18 protein-coding genes are annotated in these 22,802 nt (G+C 63.3%); 6 read left to right on the plus strand and 12 right to left on the minus strand.

Annotated elements, in window-relative coordinates; all coding sequences use genetic code 11:
• Nucleotides 1-341: 341 nt before the first annotated feature.
• Entirely contained in the window at nt 342-2,243 is a 1,902-nt protein-coding gene (estP, locus tag APH34_RS22205) for an esterase EstP (RefSeq protein WP_054902936.1), read from the plus strand.
• 35 nt (nt 2,244-2,278) lie between these two features.
• Here estP and trpE read toward each other — a convergent pair whose 3' ends face one another.
• The 9 genes from trpE to APH34_RS22250 form a co-directional block, all read right to left on the minus strand.
• Complete coding sequence (trpE, locus tag APH34_RS22210; RefSeq protein WP_054902937.1) at nt 2,279-3,757, minus strand: anthranilate synthase component I; 1,479 nt, start codon at nt 3,755-3,757, stop codon at nt 2,279-2,281.
• A gap of 70 nt (nt 3,758-3,827) precedes the next feature.
• Entirely contained in the window at nt 3,828-4,646 is an 819-nt protein-coding gene (locus APH34_RS22215; RefSeq protein ID WP_054902938.1) for a phosphoglycolate phosphatase, read from the minus strand.
• Nucleotides 4,643-5,317 (minus strand): ribulose-phosphate 3-epimerase, encoded by a 675-nt coding sequence (gene rpe / locus APH34_RS22220; protein ID WP_054902939.1) that lies wholly within the window; start codon nt 5,315-5,317, stop codon nt 4,643-4,645. Before rpe ends, APH34_RS22215 begins: the two co-directional genes overlap by 4 nt.
• 146 nt (nt 5,318-5,463) lie before the next feature.
• The gene (locus tag APH34_RS22225) at nt 5,464-6,291 is read right to left on the minus strand and encodes an ABC transporter permease (RefSeq protein WP_054902940.1); all 828 of its coding nucleotides are present in this window, start codon (nt 6,289-6,291) and stop codon (nt 5,464-5,466) included.
• Between the two features lie 11 nt (nt 6,292-6,302).
• Nucleotides 6,303-7,550 (minus strand): ABC transporter permease, encoded by a 1,248-nt coding sequence (locus APH34_RS22230; RefSeq protein WP_054902941.1) that lies wholly within the window; start codon nt 7,548-7,550, stop codon nt 6,303-6,305.
• Between the two features lie 138 nt (nt 7,551-7,688).
• A complete protein-coding gene (locus APH34_RS22235; protein WP_054902942.1) occupies nt 7,689-8,723 on the minus strand; it encodes an ABC transporter substrate-binding protein in 1,035 nt (344 codons plus the stop codon).
• Nucleotides 8,724-8,763: 40 nt separating this feature from the next.
• Complete coding sequence (locus APH34_RS22240) at nt 8,764-9,888, minus strand: ABC transporter ATP-binding protein (protein WP_054902943.1); 1,125 nt, start codon at nt 9,886-9,888, stop codon at nt 8,764-8,766.
• Nucleotides 9,889-10,126: 238 nt separating this feature from the next.
• Nucleotides 10,127-10,759, minus strand: coding sequence for a response regulator transcription factor (locus APH34_RS22245; RefSeq protein WP_176513870.1), 633 nt, complete (start codon nt 10,757-10,759; stop codon nt 10,127-10,129).
• A 7-nt stretch (nt 10,760-10,766) separates the two neighbouring features.
• A complete protein-coding gene (locus APH34_RS22250) occupies nt 10,767-13,154 on the minus strand; it encodes a PAS domain S-box protein (RefSeq protein ID WP_054902945.1) in 2,388 nt (795 codons plus the stop codon).
• 95 nt (nt 13,155-13,249) lie between these two features.
• Here APH34_RS22250 and APH34_RS22255 point away from each other — a divergent pair, with 95 nt between their 5' ends.
• Nucleotides 13,250-14,248, plus strand: a complete 999-nt coding sequence (locus tag APH34_RS22255) for an alpha/beta hydrolase family protein (protein WP_054902946.1) — start codon at nt 13,250-13,252, stop codon at nt 14,246-14,248.
• A 42-nt stretch (nt 14,249-14,290) separates the two neighbouring features.
• Here the strand turns inward: APH34_RS22255 and APH34_RS22260 are convergent, their stop codons facing one another.
• From APH34_RS22260 to APH34_RS22270, 3 genes are read right to left on the minus strand one after another with little or no spacing between them, the layout of a single operon-like run.
• Nucleotides 14,291-15,055 (minus strand): TerB family tellurite resistance protein, encoded by a 765-nt coding sequence (locus APH34_RS22260; protein ID WP_054902947.1) that lies wholly within the window; start codon nt 15,053-15,055, stop codon nt 14,291-14,293.
• A gap of 1 nt (nt 15,056) precedes the next feature.
• Complete coding sequence (murU, locus tag APH34_RS22265) at nt 15,057-15,728, minus strand: N-acetylmuramate alpha-1-phosphate uridylyltransferase MurU (RefSeq protein WP_054902948.1); 672 nt, start codon at nt 15,726-15,728, stop codon at nt 15,057-15,059.
• Complete coding sequence (locus tag APH34_RS22270; protein WP_054902949.1) at nt 15,725-16,744, minus strand: aminoglycoside phosphotransferase family protein; 1,020 nt, start codon at nt 16,742-16,744, stop codon at nt 15,725-15,727. Before APH34_RS22270 ends, murU begins: the two co-directional genes overlap by 4 nt.
• Nucleotides 16,745-16,874: 130 nt before the next feature.
• Here APH34_RS22270 and APH34_RS22275 point away from each other — a divergent pair, with 130 nt between their 5' ends.
• From APH34_RS22275 to rsmA, 4 genes are read left to right on the plus strand one after another with little or no spacing between them, the layout of a single operon-like run.
• Nucleotides 16,875-19,679: an LPS-assembly protein LptD gene (locus tag APH34_RS22275; RefSeq protein WP_054902950.1), complete on the plus strand. Its 2,805-nt coding sequence runs from the start codon at nt 16,875-16,877 to the stop codon at nt 19,677-19,679.
• A complete protein-coding gene (gene surA, locus APH34_RS22280; RefSeq protein ID WP_176513868.1) occupies nt 19,654-20,979 on the plus strand; it encodes a peptidylprolyl isomerase SurA in 1,326 nt (441 codons plus the stop codon). The genes APH34_RS22275 and surA overlap by 26 nt, the downstream gene beginning before the upstream one ends.
• Nucleotides 20,976-21,965 (plus strand): 4-hydroxythreonine-4-phosphate dehydrogenase PdxA, encoded by a 990-nt coding sequence (gene pdxA / locus APH34_RS22285; RefSeq protein WP_054902952.1) that lies wholly within the window; start codon nt 20,976-20,978, stop codon nt 21,963-21,965. The genes surA and pdxA overlap by 4 nt, the downstream gene beginning before the upstream one ends.
• Nucleotides 21,962-22,762 carry a 16S rRNA (adenine(1518)-N(6)/adenine(1519)-N(6))-dimethyltransferase RsmA gene (rsmA, locus tag APH34_RS22290; protein WP_054902953.1) on the plus strand — a complete coding sequence of 267 codons (801 nt, stop codon included), beginning with the start codon at nt 21,962-21,964 and terminating at the stop codon, nt 22,760-22,762. Before pdxA ends, rsmA begins: the two co-directional genes overlap by 4 nt.
• Nucleotides 22,763-22,802: the final 40 nt, after the last annotated feature.

A 22,802-nucleotide genomic window follows, 5' to 3' on the forward strand; every position in this document is an offset into this window, starting at 1 on the left:
AGTCGAACCTTCCTACACCGAAAACAGACACGGCGTTGCCACTAAGGGCGCTCGTACACAAACAGGAAGGCAAACGGGGGCGGGCCGGACGGGCCGGCGAGAGATAAAGTCAGGCGCGCCAACGCCAACGGGCGTGGGCCTTGATTACGCGCATCAAGAGTTTGCTGACGATCAACACAGGATAGGTCTCGCTCATACTTGCAGGCACAGTAGCCTACCGGGGCGGCGGGCGCAATATGCCCGTAAACACGGGGAAACGAATGGACTTGGGAGGCATACCCGGGGATTTGCTATGTTCGAACCGGTTGTGCTCATAAAAACAATGAAAAGGATGTTCACCGATGCGAAAAGCACCATTACTGCGCTTTACCTTGGCCACCTTGGCGGTGGCCTGCAGCCAGGCGTTCGCCGCACCCTCCCCCTATTCCACATTGGTCGTATTCGGCGACAGCTTGAGCGATGCCGGGCAGTTTCCCGACCTGACTGGCGGTACTGCGGGCATGCGCTTCACCAACAGGGATGAGAACGGCAACTTCGCACCTGTCTCGCCGATGATCCTAGGCAACAGGCTAGGCGTCGGTGCGACTGAACTTGGGCCCTCGACATCTTTAGGCAACCTTGCAAGCGGTCGCCCGGACGGCAACAACTGGGCAGTGGGCGGTTACACGACGCAGCAGATTCTCGACTCGATCACCGACACGTCCAAAGCGATCGTGCCCCCCAACGGGCCATTGCCTGGTTTCGTATTCCGCGAGCGGCCCGGCTACCTGGCCAACGGCCTGCGCGCCGACCCCAACGCCCTCTACTACCTGACCGGTGGCGGTAACGACTTTCTGCAAGGCCTGGTCAACAGCCCGGCCGACGCCGCAGCCGCAGGTTCGCGTCTCGCCGCCAGCGCCCAAGCCCTGCAGCAAGGCGGTGCCCGCTACATCATGGTCTGGCTGCTGCCCGACCTTGGGCAAACGCCGAACTTCAGCGGCACGCCGCAGCAAAACCCCTTGTCGCAATTGTCGGGAGTGTTCAACCAATCCCTGGTCAGCCAGCTGAGCAAGATTGACGCCGAGATCATCCCGCTGAACATTCCCGTACTGCTCAACGAGGCAATCGCCAGCCCGACTCAGTTCGGCCTGGCCAGCGGCCAGAACCTGGTCGGTACCTGCTACAGCGGCGACAGCTGCGCGGAAAATCCGGTGTATGGCCTCAACGGCAGCACTCCCGACCCGACCAAGCTGTTGTTCAACGACTCGGTGCACCCGACCATCGCCGGCCAGCAACTGATCGCCGACTACGCCTACTCGATCATTTCCGCCCCATGGGAGTTGACCCTCCTCCCCGAAATGGCCCACGCCAGCCTGCGTGCGCATCAGGACGAATTGCGCAACCAGTGGCAGACGCCCTGGCAGGCCATCGGCCAATGGCAAGCATTCGTGGCCACGGGCGCTCAGGACCTGGACTTCAACGATCAGCGCAGTGCCGCCAGCGCTGACGGACGCGGCTACAACCTGACCCTCGGTGGCAGCTATCGGTTGAACGATGCCTGGCGACTGGGGCTTGCCGGGGGCGTTTATCGGCAAAAACTGGAAGCAGGTGAGCAAGACTCGGATTACAAACTCGACAGCTACCTGGCCAGCGCCTTCGCCCAGTACCGTCAGGACCGCTGGTGGGCCGATGCCGCTTTGACCGCGGGCCACCTGGACTACAGCGACCTCAAGCGGACCTTTGCCCTGGGCGTGAACACGCGCAGCGAAAAGGGCGACACCGATGGCCAAGCCTGGGCTGTATCCGGCCGGCTGGGTTACAACCTCGCGGCTGATAGCAGTGCCTGGCAGTTAGCGCCGTTCATCAGCGCCGATTATGCACGGGTCACCGTTGATGGTTACGACGAGAAGAGCGGGCGCTCGACGGCGCTGGGCTTCGACGATCAGAAGCGCACGTCGCGGCGCCTGGGCGCGGGGCTGTTAGGCAGCGTGCAAGTTATGCCGAGTACCCGGGTGTTCGCTGAGGTGGCGCGGGAGCACGAATTCGAGGATGACCAGCAGGATGTGACGATGCACCTGACGACGTTGCCGGCCAATGACTTCACCCTGACCGGGTATACGCCCCATAGCAATCTGACGCGCGCCAGCCTTGGGCTGAGCCATGAGCTGGTGGCCGGGGTGCATTTGCGCGGGAACTACAACTGGCGCAAGAGTGATGAGTTGACACAGCAGGGGGTTAGCCTGGGGGTCAGCTTCGACTTCTAAGCGGTTGGGGCCGCAGTGCGGCCCCATCAGCAACGTCAGCTGGCAGTCTGCTCAGCCAACGCCACCGCGCGGAACATCGCCCGGCGCTTGTTGATGGTTTCTTCCCACTCCAGTGCTGGCACCGAGTCGGCAACGATACCGCCGCCGGCCTGCACATGCAGCTCGCCGTCCTTGATCACCGCCGTACGGATGGCAATGGCAGTGTCCATATTGCCGTTCCAGGCAAAGTAACCTACCGCGCCACCGTAGACACCGCGCTTGACCGGCTCCAGCTCGTCGATGATCTCCATCGCACGGATCTTCGGCGCACCCGACAAGGTACCGGCCGGCAGAATCGCCCGCAGGGCATCCATTGCTGTCAACCCTTCGCGCAGATGGCCGGTGACGTTGGAAACGATGTGCATCACGTTCGAGTAACGCTCGATCACCATCTTTTCGGTCAGGCGCACGCTGCCGGTGGAGGACACACGACCCACGTCGTTACGCCCCAGGTCGATGAGCATCAGGTGCTCGGCAATCTCTTTCTCGTCCGACAGCAGGTCGTCTTCCAGCGCACGGTCAGCTTCTTCGGTCGCGCCACGTGGGCGGGTACCCGCAATGGGGCGCACAGTGACCAGGTTGTCTTCCACCCGCACCAGCACTTCCGGCGAACTGCCGACCACGTGGAAGTCGCCGAAGTTGAAGAAGTACATGTACGGCGTCGGGTTGAAGCAGCGCAGCGCGCGGTACAGGTCGATCGGCGCCGCCTTGAAGTCGATGGACATGCGCTGGGAAGGCACCACCTGCATGCAGTCGCCGGCCAGGATGTATTCCTTGATACGCCCTACCGCATTCTCGTAGTCGTCACGGGTATAGCTGGAACGGAACGCCGGCTCGGCGGCCATCGGGCCGCTCAGGTCCAGGCCGCGCCGTGGCGTAATCGGCTGGCGCAGTTTTTCCAGCAGGCCTTGCAGCCGCGCCTGACCCTGCTCGAACGCGTCCTCCCCGGCCGGGTCGACCAACACGATCGCGTGCATCTTGCCTGCAAGGTTGTCGAATACCACCACCGCGTCGGACACCATCAGCAGAATGTCCGGCACCCCCAGCGGATCTGGGTTCGGGCTGGCCCCCAGACGTTTCTCCACGTAGCGCACGCAGTCATAGCCGAAATAGCCGACCAGGCCACCGTTGAAGCGTGGCAGCCCGGGGATGTCGGCGACCTTGTAACGGTCCTTGAACGCCTCGACGAAGGCCAGCGGGTCTTCGACGTCGTGGCTTTCCACCTCGACGCCATCCTGCAGGATGCTCACATGGTAGCCATGCACACGCATCACCGTGCGCGACGGCAAGCCGATCATCGAGTAACGGCCCCACTTCTCACCGCCCTGAACGGACTCGAGCAGGTAGGAATTGGCTTCGTCGGCCAGTTTGAGGTAGATCGACAGCGGCGTGTCGAAGTCGGCCAGGGTTTCGCAGGCCAGGGGGATGCGGTTGTAGCCGGCAGCGGCCAGGCGCAGGAATTCTTCGCGGGTCATGAGTAGCCTCGTGGCAAGCAGCAATAGGGTCGGGCAAGCGGACGGGCCGGCAAGCGCCGGCGGGCAGAAGTCAGGCGCGCCAGCGCCAACGGGCCAGGGCCTTGATGACTTTCATCCAGAATTTGCCAGTGACCGCCACGGTGGACTCTCTGTCTTGTGAGGCTTGAAGGTCCGCCAACGTTATCCCAGTGGCCGAGTCTACGCAACCGGGCAGCAGCGCACGCAGATCGTCGATCACCAGGCTTGGGGTTTCTTCAACGATGGGCCGGCCATGGTTGTAGCCGTAGGTAAGGCCGACGCACTTCACCCCCGCCGCCTTGGCCGCCAGCACATCGCTGCGCGAGTCGCCGACAAACAGCGACTGCTCGGCACTGACGCCGGCCATTTTCATGACGAACAACAGCGCGGCCGGGTCGGGTTTTTTCTGAGGTAGCGTGTCGCCACCGATGATCCAGCGAAAGTAACGGCCGATCTTCATCTGGTCCAACAACGGCCCGACGAAACGTTCGGGCTTGTTGGTGATCAGCGCCATCTCTACGCCCTGCTTGCGCAGCCAGCGCAGCGTGTCCTGCACGCCGGGGTAGATAACGGTCAGTTCATGGCTTTGCGCATAGGCTTCCATGAACAGTGCCAGCGCCTGATCGGCCAGGGCATCATCGACCGACGCATGATCGATGCCGCCCGCCAGCGCACGGCGCACCAACACCTGGGCGCCGTTGCCCACCCAATGGCGCACGGCCTCCAGGCCTGCAGGCGGGCGCCCAAGTTCGAGCAGCATGCGGTCCACGGCGGCGGCCAGGTCTGGCACCGAGTCGATCAGGGTACCGTCCAGATCGAACATCACCAGCTTGGGCAGCGTCCCCGGGAACAGCTGCTCGAAGCCGCTCATGGGCGGGCCTGGGCCAGTTCGGCGCGCATTTTGGCGATGACTTCCTGATAATCCGGCGTGTTGAAGATCGCCGAGCCGGCGACAAAGGTATCGGCGCCCGCCGCGGCGATCTCGCGGATGTTGTTGACGTTGACGCCGCCATCGATCTCCAGACGGATATCACGGCCACTGGCATCGATCAGCGCACGGGCTTCGCGCAGCTTGTCGAGGGTACCGGGGATGAACTTCTGCCCGCCAAAGCCTGGGTTGACGCTCATCAGCAGCACCATGTCGACCTTGTCCATCACGTACTTCAACGCTTCCAGGCTGGTGGCCGGGTTGAACACCAGGCCAGCCTTGCAGCCGCCGTCGCGGATCAGCTGCAACGAGCGATCGATGTGTTGCGAGGCTTCCGGGTGGAAGGTGATATAGGTTGCACCGGCTTCGATGAAGTCGCCGATGATGCGATCGACCGGGCTGACCATCAGGTGCACATCGATCGGCGCCGTCACGCCATATTTGCGCAGGGCGCTGCAAACCATCGGGCCAATGGTCAGGTTGGGCACGTAGTGGTTGTCCATCACATCGAAGTGGACGATGTCGGCACCCGCGGCCAACACCTTGTCGACGTCCTCACCCAGTCGGGCGAAATCGGCGGAGAGAATGGAGGGGGCAATAGCGTAGGGCTGCATGGCGCACCTGTTGGCAGAATCACGGTGGCGCGCATTGTAACCCAGCGAAAAGGATACGGGCTGATTGGTATCAATCTGGGTGGACGGGGGCCTGTTTGGTATTGCCTGCCCCGCCCGCCTCGCCGGTACCACCCTGTGCTTACGGGTCAAGCCGGCTGTTGAGTGCGCAGCTTTTCGCTGCGCCCACGCAACCACTCCAGGGTCAGCAGCAACACCACCGAAAACGCGATCAGCAAGGTCGCCGCCGCCGCAATCGTCGGGCTCAGGTTCTCGCGGATGCCGCTGAACATCTGCCGCGGCAGAGTGGCCTGTTCCGGCCCGGCGAGGAACAGCGTTACCACCACCTCATCGAACGAAGTGGCGAAGGCAAACAGCGCACCGGAGATGACGCCAGGCGCGATCAGCGGCAAGGTGACCTTGCGAAACGCCAGCAACGGCGAGGCCCCCAGGCTGGCCGCCGCTCGCACCAGGTTGTAGTTGAAGCCCTGCAAGGTCGCTGACACCGTGATGATGACGAACGGCACACCCAGCACCGCGTGCACCAGGATCAGCGAAATGAAGCTGTTACCCATGCCCAGTGGGGCGAAAAACAGGTAACTGGCCACACCAATGATCACCACCGGCACTACCATCGGCGAAATCACCAGCGCCATCACCAGCGATTTGCCGGGGAAATTGCTGCGGGTCAGGCCAATCGAGGCCAGGGTGCCGAACACCATGGCCAATACCGTGGCCGCCGGGGCGACGATGATGCTGTTCTTCAGCGCCCGCATCCACTCGGCCGAGGCGAAGAAATCCTGGTACCACTGCAACGAAAAACCCTGCAACGGGTACACCAGAAAGCTGCCGCTGTTGAACGACAGCGGCACGATCACCAGCACCGGCAACACCAGGAACAACAGGATCAGGCCGCACAGAATGCGCAGGCTGTAGAACCACACCCGTTCCACGGGCGACATGTATGGGCTCAGCATCTCTAGGCTCCTCAGCTCAGGCGCAGGCGGCTGGCGCCGACCAGCCAGCTATAGATCAGGTACAGCAGCACGGTCGCCAGCAGCAACAGCCCACCCAGCGCGGTGGCCATGCCCCAGTTGATGCTGGTGTTGGTATAGAAGGCGACGAAGTAGCTGACCATCTGGTCGTTCGGGCTGCCAAGCAGTGCCGGGGTGATGTAGTAGCCGATGGCCAGAATGAACACCAACAGGCAACCGGCGCCCACGCCCGCATAGGTTTGCGGGAAGTACACCCGCCAGAAGCTGGCGAACGGGTGGCAACCCAGCGAGATCGCTGCGCGCATGTAACTTGGCGAGATGCCTTTCATCACGCTGTACAGCGGCAGGATCATGAACGGCAGAAGGATATGCACCATCGAGATGTACACACCGGTGCGATTGAACACCAGCTCCAGTGGCTGGTCGATGATCCCCATGGCCATCAGCGCACTGTTGATCAGACCTCCCGATTGCAACAGCACGATCCACGCGGCGACCCGCACCAGGATCGAAGTCCAGAACGGCAGCAGCACCAGGATCATCAGCAGGTTGCTCTGCCGGGTCGGCAGGTTGGCCAGCAGGTAGGCCAATGGGTAGGCCAGCAACAGGCAGATGACCGTGATCACCACCCCCATCCACAGGGTGCGGGCAAAGATATCCAGGTAGATGGCCTGGTCGGGGGTGGCCTTGGCCAGCTCGCCGAGGTCATCGATGCGGTGGTCGAGCGCTGCCAGCAGGTAGAACGAGGTGACCGAGCTGGTGTTGCGCCGGATCGCCTGCCAGTAAGCCGGGTCGCCCCAACGCTCGTCGAGGGCCTGCAAGGCATCTTTATAGGAACCAGGCTCGGCCTTGAACGGTAATGCTCGTGCGGTCTTGGCCAACAGGCTGCGGTAGCCGGCCAGCTCCATGTTCAAGCGTTTGGACAGATCACCCAGGGTCTGGTTCTTGCGTGACTCAGCCAGGTCCTGGCTCAGGGCCAGGTAGGCCTCCTCGCCAGGCAGGCCCTTGCCGTCCCAGCGGGACACGGCTTCGACAGTGCGCGGCAAGCCGGCGACCACTTCAGGGTTGCCGACGCTCTTGTACAACAGCGCAGCGATCGGCACCAGGAACACCAGCAGGAGAAACAGCGCCAGCGGCGCGATCAGCGCCTGCGCCTTCCAGCGGTTGACGCGCTCGGCGCGCTTTAGGCGCTGCTTCAGGCTTGGACCTGCGCCTTCGTTGAGGGGCACTGCAATGGCCATGGCGAACTCCGCACAAAACGGCTGAAATCAGGGCTGCTGCGCAGCCATCGCCGGCAGGCCGACTCCCACAGGTACAGTGCTAAGCTCACTGCGGGAGCCGGCTTGCCGGTGATGGGCCGCACAGCGGCTCCGGGTCGTTTACTTCTTCGCCGCCCAGGCGTTGAAGCGTTGCTCCAGCTGCTCGCTGTTGTCAGCCCAGAAAGCCACGTCGATCTGCACCTGGTTGGCGATGTTCTCAGGCGTGGTCGGCATGTCCTTCTTCACCTCATCGGCCAACAGCGGTACGGCTTTGGAATTGGCCGGGCCGTAGGCGATATTCTCGGAGTACGTCTTCTGCTGTTCCGGCTGCACGGTGTAGGCAATGAATTTCTTTGCCTGCTCGACATCCTTGGCACCTTTGGGAATGGCCCAAGCGTCGAAGTCGTAGATGCCGCCGTTCCAGACCACCTTGAGGTTGCTCTCTTTTTGCACGGCGGCAATGCGGCCGTTGTAGGCCGAGCTCATGACCACATCACCCGAGGCCAGATACTGCGGTGGCTGGGCGCCAGCTTCCCACCACTGGATGCTGGGCTTGAGCTCATCGAGCTTCTTGAACGCGCGGTCCACGCCTTCCTTGGTACCAAGCACCTGGTACACATCCTTCGGCGCCACGCCATCGGCCATCAGGGCGAACTCGAGGGTGTACTTGGCGCCCTTACGCAGGCCGCGCTTGCCCGGGAATTTCTTCGTGTCCCAGAAATCCGCCCAACTGGTAGGCGCGGTCTTGAGCTTGTCGGCGTTGTAGGCCAGCACCGTGGACCAGACGAAGAAACCCACGCCGCACGGCTGGATAGCCCCCTTCACGTAATCGCTTTCGTTGCCAAACAGGGCCGGATCGAGCTCCTCGAACATACCCTCGTCACAACCACGCGCCAGCTCTGGCGACTCCACCTCCACCAGGTTCCAGGACACGCTCTTGGTGTCGACCATGGCTTTGACCTTGGCCATCTCACCGTTGTACTCGCCTGCGACGATCTTGCCGTTGCCGGCTTTCTCCCACGGCTCGTAGAACGCCTTGACCTGGGCCGCCTTGTTGGCACCGCCGAAGGACACCACGGTCAGGTCAGCCGCCATGGCCTGGCCGGCGGCGAACAGGCCGAGGGCCAGGGCGGTCAGTTTCAACTGCTTGCGCATTATTATTCTCTCCACAGTACAGGGTTGGTGAAGCATTCCATCAGTGGGCTTCGGCAATCGGATCGAGCGCGCGAGCGTGCTCCACCTCCCAGCCCAGCGGTACCACATCGCCCACGGCCAGAGCCGGGTCGAGCTCGGCGATCGGCTGCTTCACGAAGAAGTCGGCCTTGCCGCAGACCTCCAGGCGCACCCGCACGTGGTCGCCCAGGTAGATGAATTCAGCCACACGGCCAGAGAAGCGGTTTACGCAATGTTCGCTGTGGCCGTTGAGGCGCACACGCTCCGGGCGCACCGAAAGGGTGACCGGGTCGCCGGCCTGGCCAACGTTCACCGCCAGGGCCTCGACCCGTTCGCCACGGGCCAGTTGCACCTGGCAGCGGTGGCCGTCGCTGGCCAGCAGCGTGCCGTTGATGCGGTTGTTCTCACCAATGAAGTTGGCGACAAAGGTATTGCGCGGTTCTTCATAGAGGGTGCGCGGGTCGGCGATCTGCTGGATCTCGCCCTGGTGGAACACCGCCACACGGTCGGACATGGTCAGCGCTTCGCCCTGGTCGTGGGTGACGTACACCACGGTCACGCCCAGGCGTTGGTGAATGTGCTTGATCTCCATCTGCATGTGCTCGCGCAGTTGCTTGTCCAAGGCACCGAGGGGTTCGTCCATCAACACCAGCTGTGGCTCGAACACCAATGCGCGGGCCAGGGCCACCCGCTGCTGCTGGCCGCCGGACAATTGGCCAGGGTAACGTTTGGCGAAGGCATCGAGCTGGACCATGTTGAGCACCCGCTTGACCCGCTCACTGATATCGGTCTTGCTCAGGTTGCGCACGCTCAGCGGGAAGGCCAGGTTCTCGGCCACGGTCATGTGCGGGAACAGCGCATAGTTCTGGAACACCATGCCGATGTCGCGCTTGTGGGGCGGTACGTTGTTGATCGAGCGGCCTGCCAGTTGGATTTCACCGGCGGTGGGGGTCTCGAAGCCGGCGAGCATCATCAAGCTCGTGGTTTTGCCCGAGCCGGACGGGCCAAGCAAGGTGAGGAATTCACCTTTGCGAATGTCCAGGTTGAGGTCTTTGACGATCAGCGACTCGCCGTCGTAGCTCTTCTGCACACCACGGAAGCTGACCAGCGTCTCGCTGGTAGCCGCGTTCGAATTCGCCTCGCTCATGCCTGCACCTTCTTGTTGGAATGACTGCGTAGGCAAAGACTAGAGAAGGCGCAAAGGCCCGGAAATCGGGGCCGCAGAGAGAATGCCATCATCCTGAGAGAAGACTTGCTGTAGGGATCGCCCTACAAAGATGGCGGGATTGGAATGCTGCACCGTGTCTGGTCTGGCCTCTTCACGGGCAAATCCGCTTCCCAGGGCACAGCAGTTGCCCGGGAGGCCGGTGTCGTAACCAGAACAGTCACACCAGCTTATGCTCCATGGCGTACTTCACCAGCTCGGCCAGCGAACTGACCTTGAGCTTCTGCATCAACCGCGCCTTGTGGGTACTGATGGTCTTGCTCGACAGCGCCAGCTGCTGGGCAATGTCGTTGACGTTGGCGCCCTGAGCCAAGCGCTCGAACACCGAGAACTCGCGCTCCGAGAGCAGGGTATGCAACGGCCGGTTCTCGGTCAGGCCCACCTCGAACACCATGCGGTCGGCCAGCGCCGGGTCGATGTAGCGCCCGCCTCCAGCCACCCGCCGGATGGCCGTGAGCAACAGCGCTGGGTCACTGTCCTTGGTCGCATACCCCGCCGCACCTGCCTTGAGCGCGCGAGCGGCCATCTGCGCCTCATCGTGCATCGACAGCATCAGGATCGCCGGCGGGTTGTGCAACGCACGGATGCGCGCAATCGCTTCCAGCCCATTCACCCCTGGCATGGAGATATCCAGCAGCACCACTTCGCAGGGCGTATGGCGCAGCGCCTCGAGCAGTTGCTCGCCGTTCCCGGCTTCCCCCGCCACTTGCAGGTCCTTGGCCAGGCCGATCAACTGCTTGATGCCTTCGCGGACAATGGTGTGGTCTTCTGCCACCAACACTCGAATCACAATCGCTCTCCTAGTCCAACGCAATGGTCACGCTCAGGCTGGTGCCCTCGCCTGGCTCGCTGTGCAACTGCACGCTGCCGCCGAGCATCAGCACCCGCTCACGCACCCCGACCAAGCCGAACGAGGAGGGGCGGGGCTGATCATGGCAAAAACCGATGCCATCATCGCTGACCGTCATGCGCAGCAGCCCCTGCTCGTGCACCAGCTCGATCTCAACGCTGTGCGCCTGGGCATGGCGCATGACATTGGTCAGGGCCTCTTGCAGTATGCGAAACAGCCCGGTGGCCTTGGCATCGCTCAATGCTGGCAGATTATCCGGCACCTGCACCAGGCAGGGAATCTGCGTGCGCGCCTCGAAACGCCGTGCCTGCCATTCGATGGCCGAGGCGATGCCAGCATCGAGGATCGGCGGGCGCAGCGCCGTGGCCACATCTCGTACCAGTTGAAACAGCTGGGCTATCAGGCGCTTCATGCTGGCCAGCCGTTCGTTCAGCCCGGGGTCGAGCTCGGCAAAGGCCAGCTCGCACATTGATACTTCCAGCTTGAGCACCGTGAGCATCTGCCCCAGTTCATCGTGCACCTCACGGGCAATGCGCGCCTTTTCTTCCTCACGCACACTCTCCAGGTGCGCCGACAGCTCGCGCAACTGCTCTTGAGACCTGGCCAGCGCCAACTCTGCCCGCTTGCCCTGGGTGATGTCCCAGACGATGCCGTCCCAGACCACACGGCCATTGGCCAGGCGCCGGGTGCTGGCCTTGATATCGGCCCAGCGCTCTTCGCCGTCGCGGGTCAGGATGCGGCCCTGCCAGGACCAGTCCCGATCGCTGGCTATGGCCAAGTCCTGTACCTGGTGATAATCCGCCCTGTCCTCTGGGTGGACCAGATTGCGCAAGCCCATCTGCGGGTGCTGGATTTGCGCGGGCGTGTAGCCCACCAGTGCCTCGCTGCCCTCGCTGATATAAGGAAACTCAAGGTCACCCTCCGCTGGCGTGGGTTCCAGGCGGAACACCAACCCCGGCACGTTGCCAGCAATGCCCTTGAGTCGCGCCTCGCTTTCGCGCAGCGCCGCCAGGGCGCGGTGGCGCTCGGTGACATCAGCCAGATAGACCACCAGGTACTCGGCATCGCGAAAGCGCAGAAAACTCAGCGACAATTCCACGGGCAACAGGCTGCCATCGGCGCGCAGGCAGTGCGTTTCGAACTGCCGTGCCCCCGTCTCCCCGGCGCGTGCGCCCTTCCATAGCTGCAGCCAGCGGTCCATGCTCAGGTTCGGTTCGAAGTCGATCAGTGGGCGCTCCAGCAATGCGGCCTCGTCATAGCCCAGCATGCGTTCGGCAGCGTGGTTGGCGTAGCGCACATGACTGTCCCAATTGACCCAGAGGATACCCACCGTGCTTTGGTCGATGGCGAATTGGCTGAGGCGCAGCGCCTCTTCGCGCACCTGCCGTTCAGCCAGGCTTTCCCGCGTTGCCAGCAAGCTGCGCTCCAGCTGGCGCTGCTGCCGGCGTTGCCATACCAGCGTCGCCAGGGCACAGAGCAACAGCAGGCCGAACAGCAAGGCCAGGTTCTGCCAGAAGCCGGCCGATTCGCTCAGGCGCGGGTACTTAGGCTGCAACCAACGCTGGTGAAGTTGCTCCAGGTCCTTGGCCGGCATGGCTTGCAGGCCACGCTCAAGCACATCAGCCAATAGCGGCCAGTCACGCCGCGAACCCACCCGCAGCAATTGTGGCAGGCCGATATCGCCGACAATCGCCAACTCGCCGAACTCGCTCTCACGGGATAACCGGCTGAGCTGAGCTTCATCCAGTACCGCATAGCTGGCCTGACCGCCGATCACCCGTTGCAAGGCCTGGCGCTCGTTGGGCACCCCCTGCAGGCTGAGGTTGACGTAGTTGCCCCGCAGATAGTCAGCCAGCACGCTGGGCATGCGCACCGCCACGCGGTCGCCGGCCTGGAGTTTTTCCAGCTCCACGGCCATCGCGCCCGTACGCGGCCCGACCACCAGTTGCGGGACGCGCATGTACGGGTCGCTGAACAGCCACAGGCGCAAGCTCGCGGGTGTTTGCATCAGGCCTGGGGCAAAGTCGACCTCGCCTGCCTGCAAGGCATGCTCGAGGCTGGCCTGGTCGGGGAAGTTGCGCCAGGTGAGGTCCAGCCTGAGCGCTTGCGCCAGCCAGTTCACCAGCTCGACATTGGCGCCGTACAGTTGCTGCAGGCGGCGATCGAACTGAGCGTAGGGGGCATGCAACACCACGCCCACCCGCAGGCTGCGGTGCGCATCCAGCCACTGTTGCTGCGCAGCCTCGAGCGACACCGTCGGTGGTACGTGCGGGTTTGCCAGGGCGATCAAGGGTAACCACAACCCGCCGATAACCAACAGGCGACGCAATCGCTTCATCTACACGCTCGTCTTGGCAAGGGCGGCCATGCAGCATGGCCGTCGCGGGCAAATACTATTAGGCTGCCGGTATCATTCTGGCCTTGGGTTGATTCATGTTCACACTTTATCGCACGACGCTGGCAATGTGCTGCCTCGCCTCACTTCTACCTATCGGCGCGCTGGCCGCCGACGCTGAAAAACCTGCAGCTGCTGCCGAAGCGACTGCCGCGCCCACTCCCAGGCCGCCTCTGCTGGAGCGTAGCCAGGAAGAAGCACAGGCCCTCGAGCGCCTGGTACCCAAGGCTGAGCAGCAGACGCTGCAGGCCGGTGCCGATAGCTTCCTGGCCCTGTGGAAACCCGCCAACGACAGCGACCCGAAAGGCGCGGTGATCATCGTTCCGGGTGCCGGTGAGAACGCCGACTGGCCAAACACGGTCGGCCCACTGCGACGCAAGTTCCCCGATATCGGCTGGCACAGCCTGAGCCTGAGCCTTCCCGACCTGCTTGCCGACAGCCCGCAGGCGCGGGTAGAAGCCACGCCCGCTGCCGAGCCGACAAAAGGCACGGGCGAGACCGCACCGGTAAAAGACACGCCCGCCGATGCCAACGCCAACGTCGCCCAGGCCACCGCCGCCGATGCTGACACCGCAGAAAGCACCGACGCCGAACAGGCCAGCGAACAGAACGACCAGGCCGACGCCGAACGCATCTTCGCTCGCCTGGATGCGGCCGTGGCCTATGCCCAGCAGCACAACGCCCGCAGTATCGTGCTGATCGGCCATGGCAGCGGTGCCTATTGGGCAGCGCGCTACCTCAGCGAGCAGCAGCCGCCGCAGGTGCAGAAACTGGTGATGATCGCCGCGCAGACCCCGGCACGGGTCGAGCATGACTTGGAAAGCCTGACGCCGACCCTCAAGGTGCCGACTGCCGACCTCTACTACGCCACCCGCACCGCTGACCGCAACGCCGCGGCGCAGCGCCTGCAAGCCAGCAAACGGCAGAAGGACAGCCAATACAAGCAGCTTTCGCTGATTGCCATGCCAGCGAACAAGGAGGCCGAGCAGGAACAGTTGTTCCGTCGGGTACGCGGCTGGATGGCGCCGCAGGAATAAACGGCGCCCACGACAACCTTACAAGGGTCTGCGTGGGCAGCCTCAAAACCCGCGCCGCTTGCGGATCAATGCATAGGCCTGGTGCAGCTCTCGGGTTCGCTCGGTCGCTTCGCGCACCTGCGCGTCGCTGGCCCCGCTCCCTGCCAGCTTGTCCGGGTGATGCCGGCTGACCAGCCGCCGATAGGCCTGCTTGACCCGATCACCTTCGCTGTCGGCCTCGACACCCAGCAACCGCAGCGCGGCCGCGTAGGTCATGCCAGAGCTGGCTGCATTCATCTTGCGCGGCTCATACTCCAGCGACAGGGCCTGCACCTGACGGCGGCTGAGCCCAAGCTTCTGCCCCCAGTCCAGCAGCAGTTCGCGCTCCTGCTGCCCCGCCTTGCCATCGGCCCAGGCCATGCGCCAGCACGCACGCAGGGTACCCTCGGCCGCATGGGGTTGCAGGCGGATACGGCGCAGGTGGCCGGTGAGGCGATCCTTGCCCGCTTTGCCGCGGTTGAATGCGGCGATGGCGCGCAGCCGTGCCGCTTCGGCCAGGTCCAGGCGCACCATTTCCTGGCGAGCCTGCTGGATATGCTGCTCCACCACCCGACCATCGCTTTTGGCCAGGCGCCCGAGCAGAACGAACAGCAATTCTTCGTCGCGTAATGCCGGCCGGCCACCCAGTCGCTCGCGCATGTCGTCCCAGCCTTGCACACGCAGGCGCCGGTCCATGGCCTGTCCCAGCAGCGCGCCGAGCAACGCGCCGGGGATGCTGGCGACCGCAAAGCCTGCGCCCAGCCCGATCACCGTGCCTGGCCACCACATATCAGGCGCGCTCGCCGATCAAGCGCTCGACCTCGGCCAGGCGCTCCAGGGTGCCGACATCCACCCAGTGGCCGCGAAAGTGCTCGCCACTGACCTGGCCTGCAGCCATGGCCTGGCGCAGCAGCGGCGCCAGCTTGAAGGCGCCCGCCTGGCAACCGTCGAACAGCGCTGGGTGAAGGATCGACAGCCCACTGAAGGTCAGGGTGCCCGGCGCCTCGTCGCCGTCCACCACCCGCTCGCCTTCCAGCCGGAAGTCCCCACGGCCGTGATGCCCCGGGTTGTCGACCAGCACCAGGTGCGCCAGGCCCCGCAGCGGTACCTGCAGGCGCGAGAAGTCGTAGTCGGTCCAGACATCGCCGTTGATTAACGCAAACGGCGCGTCTCCCAGCAAAGGGAGTGCCTTGAAGATCCCGCCCCCCGTCTCCAGCGGCTCGCCTTCGGGCGAGTAGCGGATGCTCAGGCCGAACTGGCTGCCATCGCCCAAGTGCGCCTCGATCTGCTGGCCGAGCCAGGCGTGGTTGATCACCACCTCGGTAAAGCCTGAGGCCGCCAGGGCGCGCAGGTGATACTCGATCAAGGGTTGGCCGGCGACCGGCACCAGAGGCTTGGGGGTGTGCAGGGTCAGCGGGCGCATGCGCTCGCCTTTGCCTGCTGCCAGGATCATCGCTTTCATGCCTGTGCTCCCGCCTTGAGCTCTGCCAGCAGTTGACCCAACTCGTCGAGCTCGGGGCGTCGGCTGATCACTTCTTCTATATAAGCGAAGAAGCGTGGCACATCGGCGAGGTAACGCGGCTTGCCGTCCCGGTGGCAGATGCGTGCGAAGATACCGATCACCTTGAGGTGGCGCTGCACGCCCATCAGGTCACTGGCGCGGTGGAAATCCTCGAATGAAGCCTGCACCGGAATACCGGCGGCTTGCGCCTTCTCCCAGTAATTGCGCAGCCAGCCTTCGACACGGGCCTGCGGCCAGCTGAGAAAGGCGTCCTTGAACAGGCAGGTGATGTCATAGGTGACCGGGCCGTAGACCGCGTCCTGGAAATCCAGCACACCCGGGTTGGGCTCGCTGTGCATCAGGTTGCGCGGCATGTAGTCGCGGTGCACCAGCACCTTGGGCTGGGCCAGGGCGCTGTCGATCAGCAACTGGCTGACGCGCTGCCAGGTAGCGGCCTGCGCCTGGCTGAAGGCCAGACCAAGCTCGCGCCCTGCATACCATTCGGGGAACAGTTCGACTTCGCGGCGCAGCAGGGCGTCGTCGTAGCTTGGCAACGGCGCCTCCATCGGAAGGCGCTGGAACGCCAGCAGCGCCTCGATGGCGTCGGCAAACAGTGCATCGGCATTGTCGTCAGTAATGATGTCCAGATATGTCTGATGCCCCAGGTCCCCCAGTAACAGGAAGCCGCGCTCCAGATCCTCAGCGTGAATAACCGGCACATGCACCCCCGCGCTGGCGAGCAGGTGATCGATGGCGACGAATGGTCGGCAGTTCTCCTGGGGCGGCGGTGCATCCATGATCACGAAACTGTGGCCTGCGCCCTGCCAGCGGAAGTAACGGCGGAAGCTGGCATCGCTGCTGGCGGCGGTCAGGCTGCCCTCGGGCACCTCGCCCCAGGCGTTGTTGCGGAAAAGATCATCGAGCTGCTCAGCGAGCCAGACTGTCAGCTGTTGCAGGCGTACATCGTGTTCAGGCATTACAAGGGTCTCCGACGGCCCTAGCCGTCAAGCGGGTCATGCTTTATTATCCAGCATCTTTTTCAGACCATCGAGAGGCGTGCGGCCCCACACGCGGGCAGATGGCACGCAGGAAGCCCGGACTAATAAGATGGCATTGAAATCCCCCGCGTTTCGTAGAAAGTTTCCGTTGCTGGTGACCGGCGGTCTGCTGGCCCTGCAACCTCTGGCCACCTCGTACGTGGTGGCAGCCGAGCAGTTCGACTGCCAAGTGTCCGCCTCCGGTGGTTGGGACTGCAAGCCCAAGGCCCCAGTCAACAACCTCCCACCGCGCCCGGTGCATGAGGGTGCTGCGCTCACGTCAGGCACCGAGGCCCCGTCTGCCGAGGCCGAAAGCGCCGACAAGCCCGTGCTGGTTACCCAGAGCAAGGGCCGCGGCCTGAAGTCGCGTAGCGAAGACTACAGCCATCTCGATTGGGTCCCGCGCGAAAAACTCACCGCAGCCCAGCTGGCCGAGACCGGCCCGTACTGTGGTGGCGCGTACATCGAGCCAACCCGCCCTGGCATGGCTGACACCACGCCCAAGGACGAGTCGCCGACCTACATCAACGCCAAGGTTTCCAAGTACCAGCAGGAGCAGCAGATCGCGACCCTCGCCGGTGACGTGGTCATGCGCCAAGGCAGCATGCAGGCCGAGGCCGACGAAGCCAACCTGTACCAGACCGAGAATCGCGGCGAGCTCAAGGGCAACGTCAAGATCCGCGACAACGGCTCGCTGGTGGTCGGTGACCAGGCACAGATCCAGCTCGACACGGGTGAAGCCCAGGTCGACAACGCCGAATACGTGATGCACAAGTCGCACATTCGCGGCAACGCCCTGTACGCCAAGCGTGGCGAAAACGCCATCATCCGTCTCAAGGACGGCACGTACACCACCTGCGAACCGGGCAGCAACGCCTGGCAGCTCAAGGGCAACAACATCACCCTGAACCCGGCGACCGGCTTCGGTACCGCGACCAACGTCACCCTGCGGGTCAAGGATTTCCCGGTGTTCTACACACCGTACATCTACTTCCCGATCGACGACCGTCGCCAGTCCGGCTTCCTGCCGCCTTCGTTCAGCAGCACCAGCGACACCGGCTTCATGCTGGTCACGCCGTACTACTTCAACCTGGCGCCGAACTACGACGCCACCTTGTACCCGCGCTACATGACCAAACGCGGCTTGTTGATGGAAGGCGAGTTCCGCTACCTGACCAAGTCCAGCGAAGGCCAGTTCGGCGGCGCGTACCTGAACGACAAGAACGACGATCGTAAAGACCAGACTGATTACAAAGAACAGCGCTGGATGATCAACTGGCAGCACAAAGGTGGCCTGGACGAGCGCCTGATGACTGAAGTCGATTACACCGATATCAGCGACCCGTTCTACTTCCAGGACCTGGAAAGCGACCAGATTGGCGTTGAAAGCCATGACGTGGTGAACCAGCAAGGTGCACTGACCTGGCGTGGCGACACCTACACCGCTCGCCTGAATGCCCAGGCGTACGAGATGGCGACCCTGTCGCAGATCACCCCGTACAACAAACTGCCGCAGATCACCATCGACGGCATGCTGCCGTACCATCCGGGCGGCTTCGACTTCAGCTACCAGACCGAGGCTGTACGCTTTGACCGGAACCTGAAGGACGACTTCGTTACTGACAAGGATGGCAACCCCGACTTCAGTGCTGGCGCCGCTGGCCGCCGTCTTGACCAGAACGTCAGCGGCATTGCTCGGGCAAACGGCAATCGCCTTAACATCGCACCCGCAATCAGCCTCCCGATGCAGGCCTCCTACGGCTACATCACACCTAGGCTGAAGTACGTTTATACCCAGTACGATCTTGATCTGGATGGCCAAGGCAAGACCGAGGCGGCCGCCCAGTCAAGCTTGCCAGGTTACGGCAGTTACAACAGTTCCTTGAACCGCGACGTACCGATCTTCAGCGTCGACAGCGGGCTGTATTTCGACCGCCAGACCCAGTTGTTCGGCTCCAATTATCGCCAGACCCTCGAACCGCGCCTGTTCTACCTCTATGTTCCTTACAAGGATCAGAAGGACATCCCGCTCTTCGACTCCGGCGAAACGCTGTTCAACTTCGATTCGCTGTTCCGCGACAACCGCTTCAGCGGCACCGACCGCATCGGCGACGAGAACAAGCTGTCGCTCGGCGTGACCAGCCGCTGGATCGAAGACAATGGCTTCGAACGCCAGAACGTCAGCATCGGCCAGGCGTATTACTTCAAGGACCGCAAAGTCCAACTGCCAGGTCTCGATTACCGTGACCGCAAGGACTCGCAATCCGACGTATCGCCGTACGCCCTGGTGTACAACTACTACTTCAACCGCGACTGGCGCTTCAATTCGGACTTCAACTGGGACCCGGACAGCCGCAGCACCCGCTCGGGCAGCGCGATGTTCCACTACCAGCCTGAAGACAACCCGAACAAGGTGGTCAACCTCGGTTATCGCTACCGCAACGACACCATCGCCTACGACTCCACCACCGGTACCTGGAAGGTGGGCGGCGGCGACTATGGCACGCCAGGCGATCCGAACTACATCAAGGACTACTACAAGATCCAGCAGCACGACTTCTCGGTCATCTGGCCGATCGTCCCGCAATGGAGCGTTATCGCCCGCTGGCAGCATGACTACAACCGCAACCGCACCCTGGAAGCCATGGGCGGTTTCGAATACGACAACTGCTGCTGGAAGCTGCGTCTGATCAACCGTTACTGGATGGACTATGACGACTTCAGCCAGGCCACTCCGCAGAACGAAAAAGGCGACCATGGCATCTTCCTGCAGATCGTGCTGAAAGGCCTCGGTGGCGTGGTAGGCAACAAGGTCGAATCTTTCCTCGACCAAGGCATTCAAGGTTACCGTGAACGTGAAGACCAAGCTTATTGATCGTCTGCGCCCAGTGTTGCTGGGCGCTGTTTTGCTGAGCGGCGCGGTGCATGCCGCGGTGCAACCCCTGGACCGAGTGGTGGCCATCGTCGACAACGATGTGGTCATGCAAAGCCAACTGGACCAGCGCGTCCACGAGGTGCAGCAAACCATCGCCAAGCGCGGCGGCGGTGTACCGCCAGCCGGCGCGCTGGAGCAGCAGGTTCTGGAGCGCCTGATCGTCGAGAACCTGCAATTGCAGATTGGCGAACGTTCGGGCATCCGCATCACCGATGAAGAACTGAACCAGGCCATTGGCACCATTGCCCAGCGCAACGGCATGACCCTGGACCAGTTCCGCGCCGCCCTGGCCCACGACGGCCTGTCGTTCGACGATGCCCGCGAGCAGGTCAAGCGTGAAATGATCATCAGCCGCGTGCGCCAGCGCCGCGTGGCCGAGCGCATCCAGGTGTCCGAGCAAGAAGTGAAGAACTTCCTCAACTCCGACCTGGGCAAGATGCAGATGTCGGAAGAGTACCGCCTGGCCAACATCCTGATCCCGACCCCGGAAGGCGCCAATTCGGACGCCATCCAGGCCGCTGCACGTCAGGTCGGCGACGTTTACCAGCAGCTCAAGCAGGGCGCGGATTTTGGCCAGATGGCCATCGCTCGCTCGGCCAGCGAAAACGCCCTGGAAGGCGGCGAGATGGGCTGGCGTAAGGCCGGCCAGCTGCCACCGGACTTCGCCAAGCTGCTCAGCAGCATGGCCATCGGTGATATCACTCAGCCAATCCGCATCCCCAACGGCTTCATCATCCTCAAGCTGGAAGAGAAGCGCGGTGGCAGCGAGAACGTGCTGCGTGATGAAGTGCATGTGCGCCACATTCTGATCAAGCCAAGCGAAGTTCGCAGCGAAGCGGCCACCAAGCAGCTCGCCGAGAAACTCTACGAGCGGATCAATGACGGCGAAGACTTCGCCACCCTGGCGAAAAGCTTCTCGGAAGACCCGGGTTCGGCGCTCAACGGCGGCGACCTCAACTGGGTCGACCCGAACAGCCTGGTACCTGAGTTCCGCGAACAGATGGCCAACGCCCAGCAAGGCGTGGTGACCAAACCGTTCAAGACCCAGTACGGCTGGCATGTTCTGGAAGTGCTGGGCCGCCGCGCCACCGACAGCACCGAACAGGCCCGTGAGCAACAGGCCCTGAACGTCCTGCGCAACCGCAAGTACGACGAAGAGCTGCAGACCTGGCTGCGCCAGATCCGCGACGAAGCCTACGTTGAAATCAAGCTGCCTGGCGCTGACCAGGCCGTACAGTGAAGCCGCTGCGCTTCGCTGTCACCCCCGGTGAACCAGCCGGCATAGGCCCCGACCTGTGCCTGCTGCTCGCCGCCGACGCCCAGCCCCACCCTCTGATCGCCATCACCAGCCGTGACCTGCTCGCCGAGCGGGCCACGCAGCTGGGGCTGGCTGTCAGCCTGCTACCCGTAAGCCCAGGCCAATGGCCCGACCAGCCTGCGCCTGCTGGTAGCCTGTATGTCTGGGACACGCCATTGGCCGCAGCGGTGGTGCCAGGCCAACTGGATAAAGCCAACGCGGCGTTCGTCCTGCAAACCCTGACCCGCGCCGGCCAGGGCTGCCTCGACGGCCACTTCGACGGGATGATCACCGCCCCCGTGCACAAGGGCGTGATCAACGAAAGCGGCATCGCCTTTTCCGGCCATACCGAGTTCCTGGCTGACCTGACCCACACCACCCAGGTGGTGATGATGCTGGCCACCCATGGCCTGCGCGTGGCGCTGGTGACCACGCACCTGCCCTTGCGGGACATCGCCGACGCCATCACCGCAGAGCGGGTGGAACGGGTTACCCGCATCCTGCACGCCGACATGCGTGACAAGTTCGGCATTGCCAACCCGCGCATCCTGGTCTGCGGGCTCAACCCGCATGCCGGGGAAGGCGGCCACCTTGGCCGCGAAGAAATCGACATCATCGAGCCGACACTGGCCCGCCTGCGCACCGAAGGCATGGACCTGCGCGGCCCGCTGCCGGCCGATACCCTGTTTACCCCCAAATATCTGGAGCACTGCGACGCGGTGCTGGCGATGTACCACGACCAAGGCCTGCCCGTGCTCAAGTACAAAGGCTTTGGCGCCGCAGTCAATGTGACCCTGGGCCTGCCGATCATCCGCACGTCGGTCGATCATGGCACCGCCCTGGACCTGGCCGGCACCGGCAAGGTCGATACCGGCAGCCTGCGCGTCGCCCTGGAAACCGCCTACCAGATGGCCGAGAACCGACCATGAACGAGCAATACCAACACCGGGCGCGCAAGCGCTTCGGGCAGAACTTCCTGCACGACGCGGGCATCATCGACCGCATCCTGCGCGCCATCAACGCCAAGGCCGGGGAACACCTGCTGGAAATCGGCCCAGGCCAGGGCGCCCTCACCGAGGGCCTGCTGGGCAGCGGCGCACAACTGGACGTCGTCGAGCTGGACAAGGACCTGGTGCCGATCCTGCAGCACAAGTTCGCCGGCCGCGACAACTTCCGCCTGCACCAGGGTGATGCCCTGAAGTTCGACTTCAACCAGTTGGGCGTGCCACCGCGCAGCCTCAAGGTGGTCGGCAACCTGCCTTACAACATTTCCACCCCACTGATCTTCCACCTACTCAGCCATGCTGGGCTGATCCGCGACATGCACTTCATGCTGCAGAAGGAAGTGGTCGAGCGCATGGCTGCAGGGCCAGGCGGCGGTGACTGGGGGCGTTTGTCGATCATGGTGCAGTACCACTGCCGGGTCGAGCACCTGTTCAACGTCGGCCCCGGCGCGTTCAACCCGCCGCCGAAGGTGGACTCGGCCATCGTGCGCCTGGTGCCGCATGAAGTGCTGCCGTTCCCGGCCAAGGACCCTCTGCTGCTCGAACGCGTGGTTCGCGAAGCCTTCAACCAGCGACGCAAAACGTTGCGCAACACCCTCAAAGGCCTGCTCGACAGCCAGGCCATTGAGGCCGCCGGTGTCGATGGCAGCCTGCGTCCCGAGCAACTGGACCTGGCAGCATTCGTGCGCCTGGCCGACCAGCTGGCGGTACAGCAAGCCTGATAGCACCCATGCCGGCCGTTTCGCGGGCAAACCTGCGAAG

It is taken from the genome of Pseudomonas sp. NBRC 111131, assembly GCF_001320525.1.
GTDB classification, from domain to species: Bacteria; Pseudomonadota; Gammaproteobacteria; order Pseudomonadales; family Pseudomonadaceae; genus Aquipseudomonas; species Aquipseudomonas ceruminis.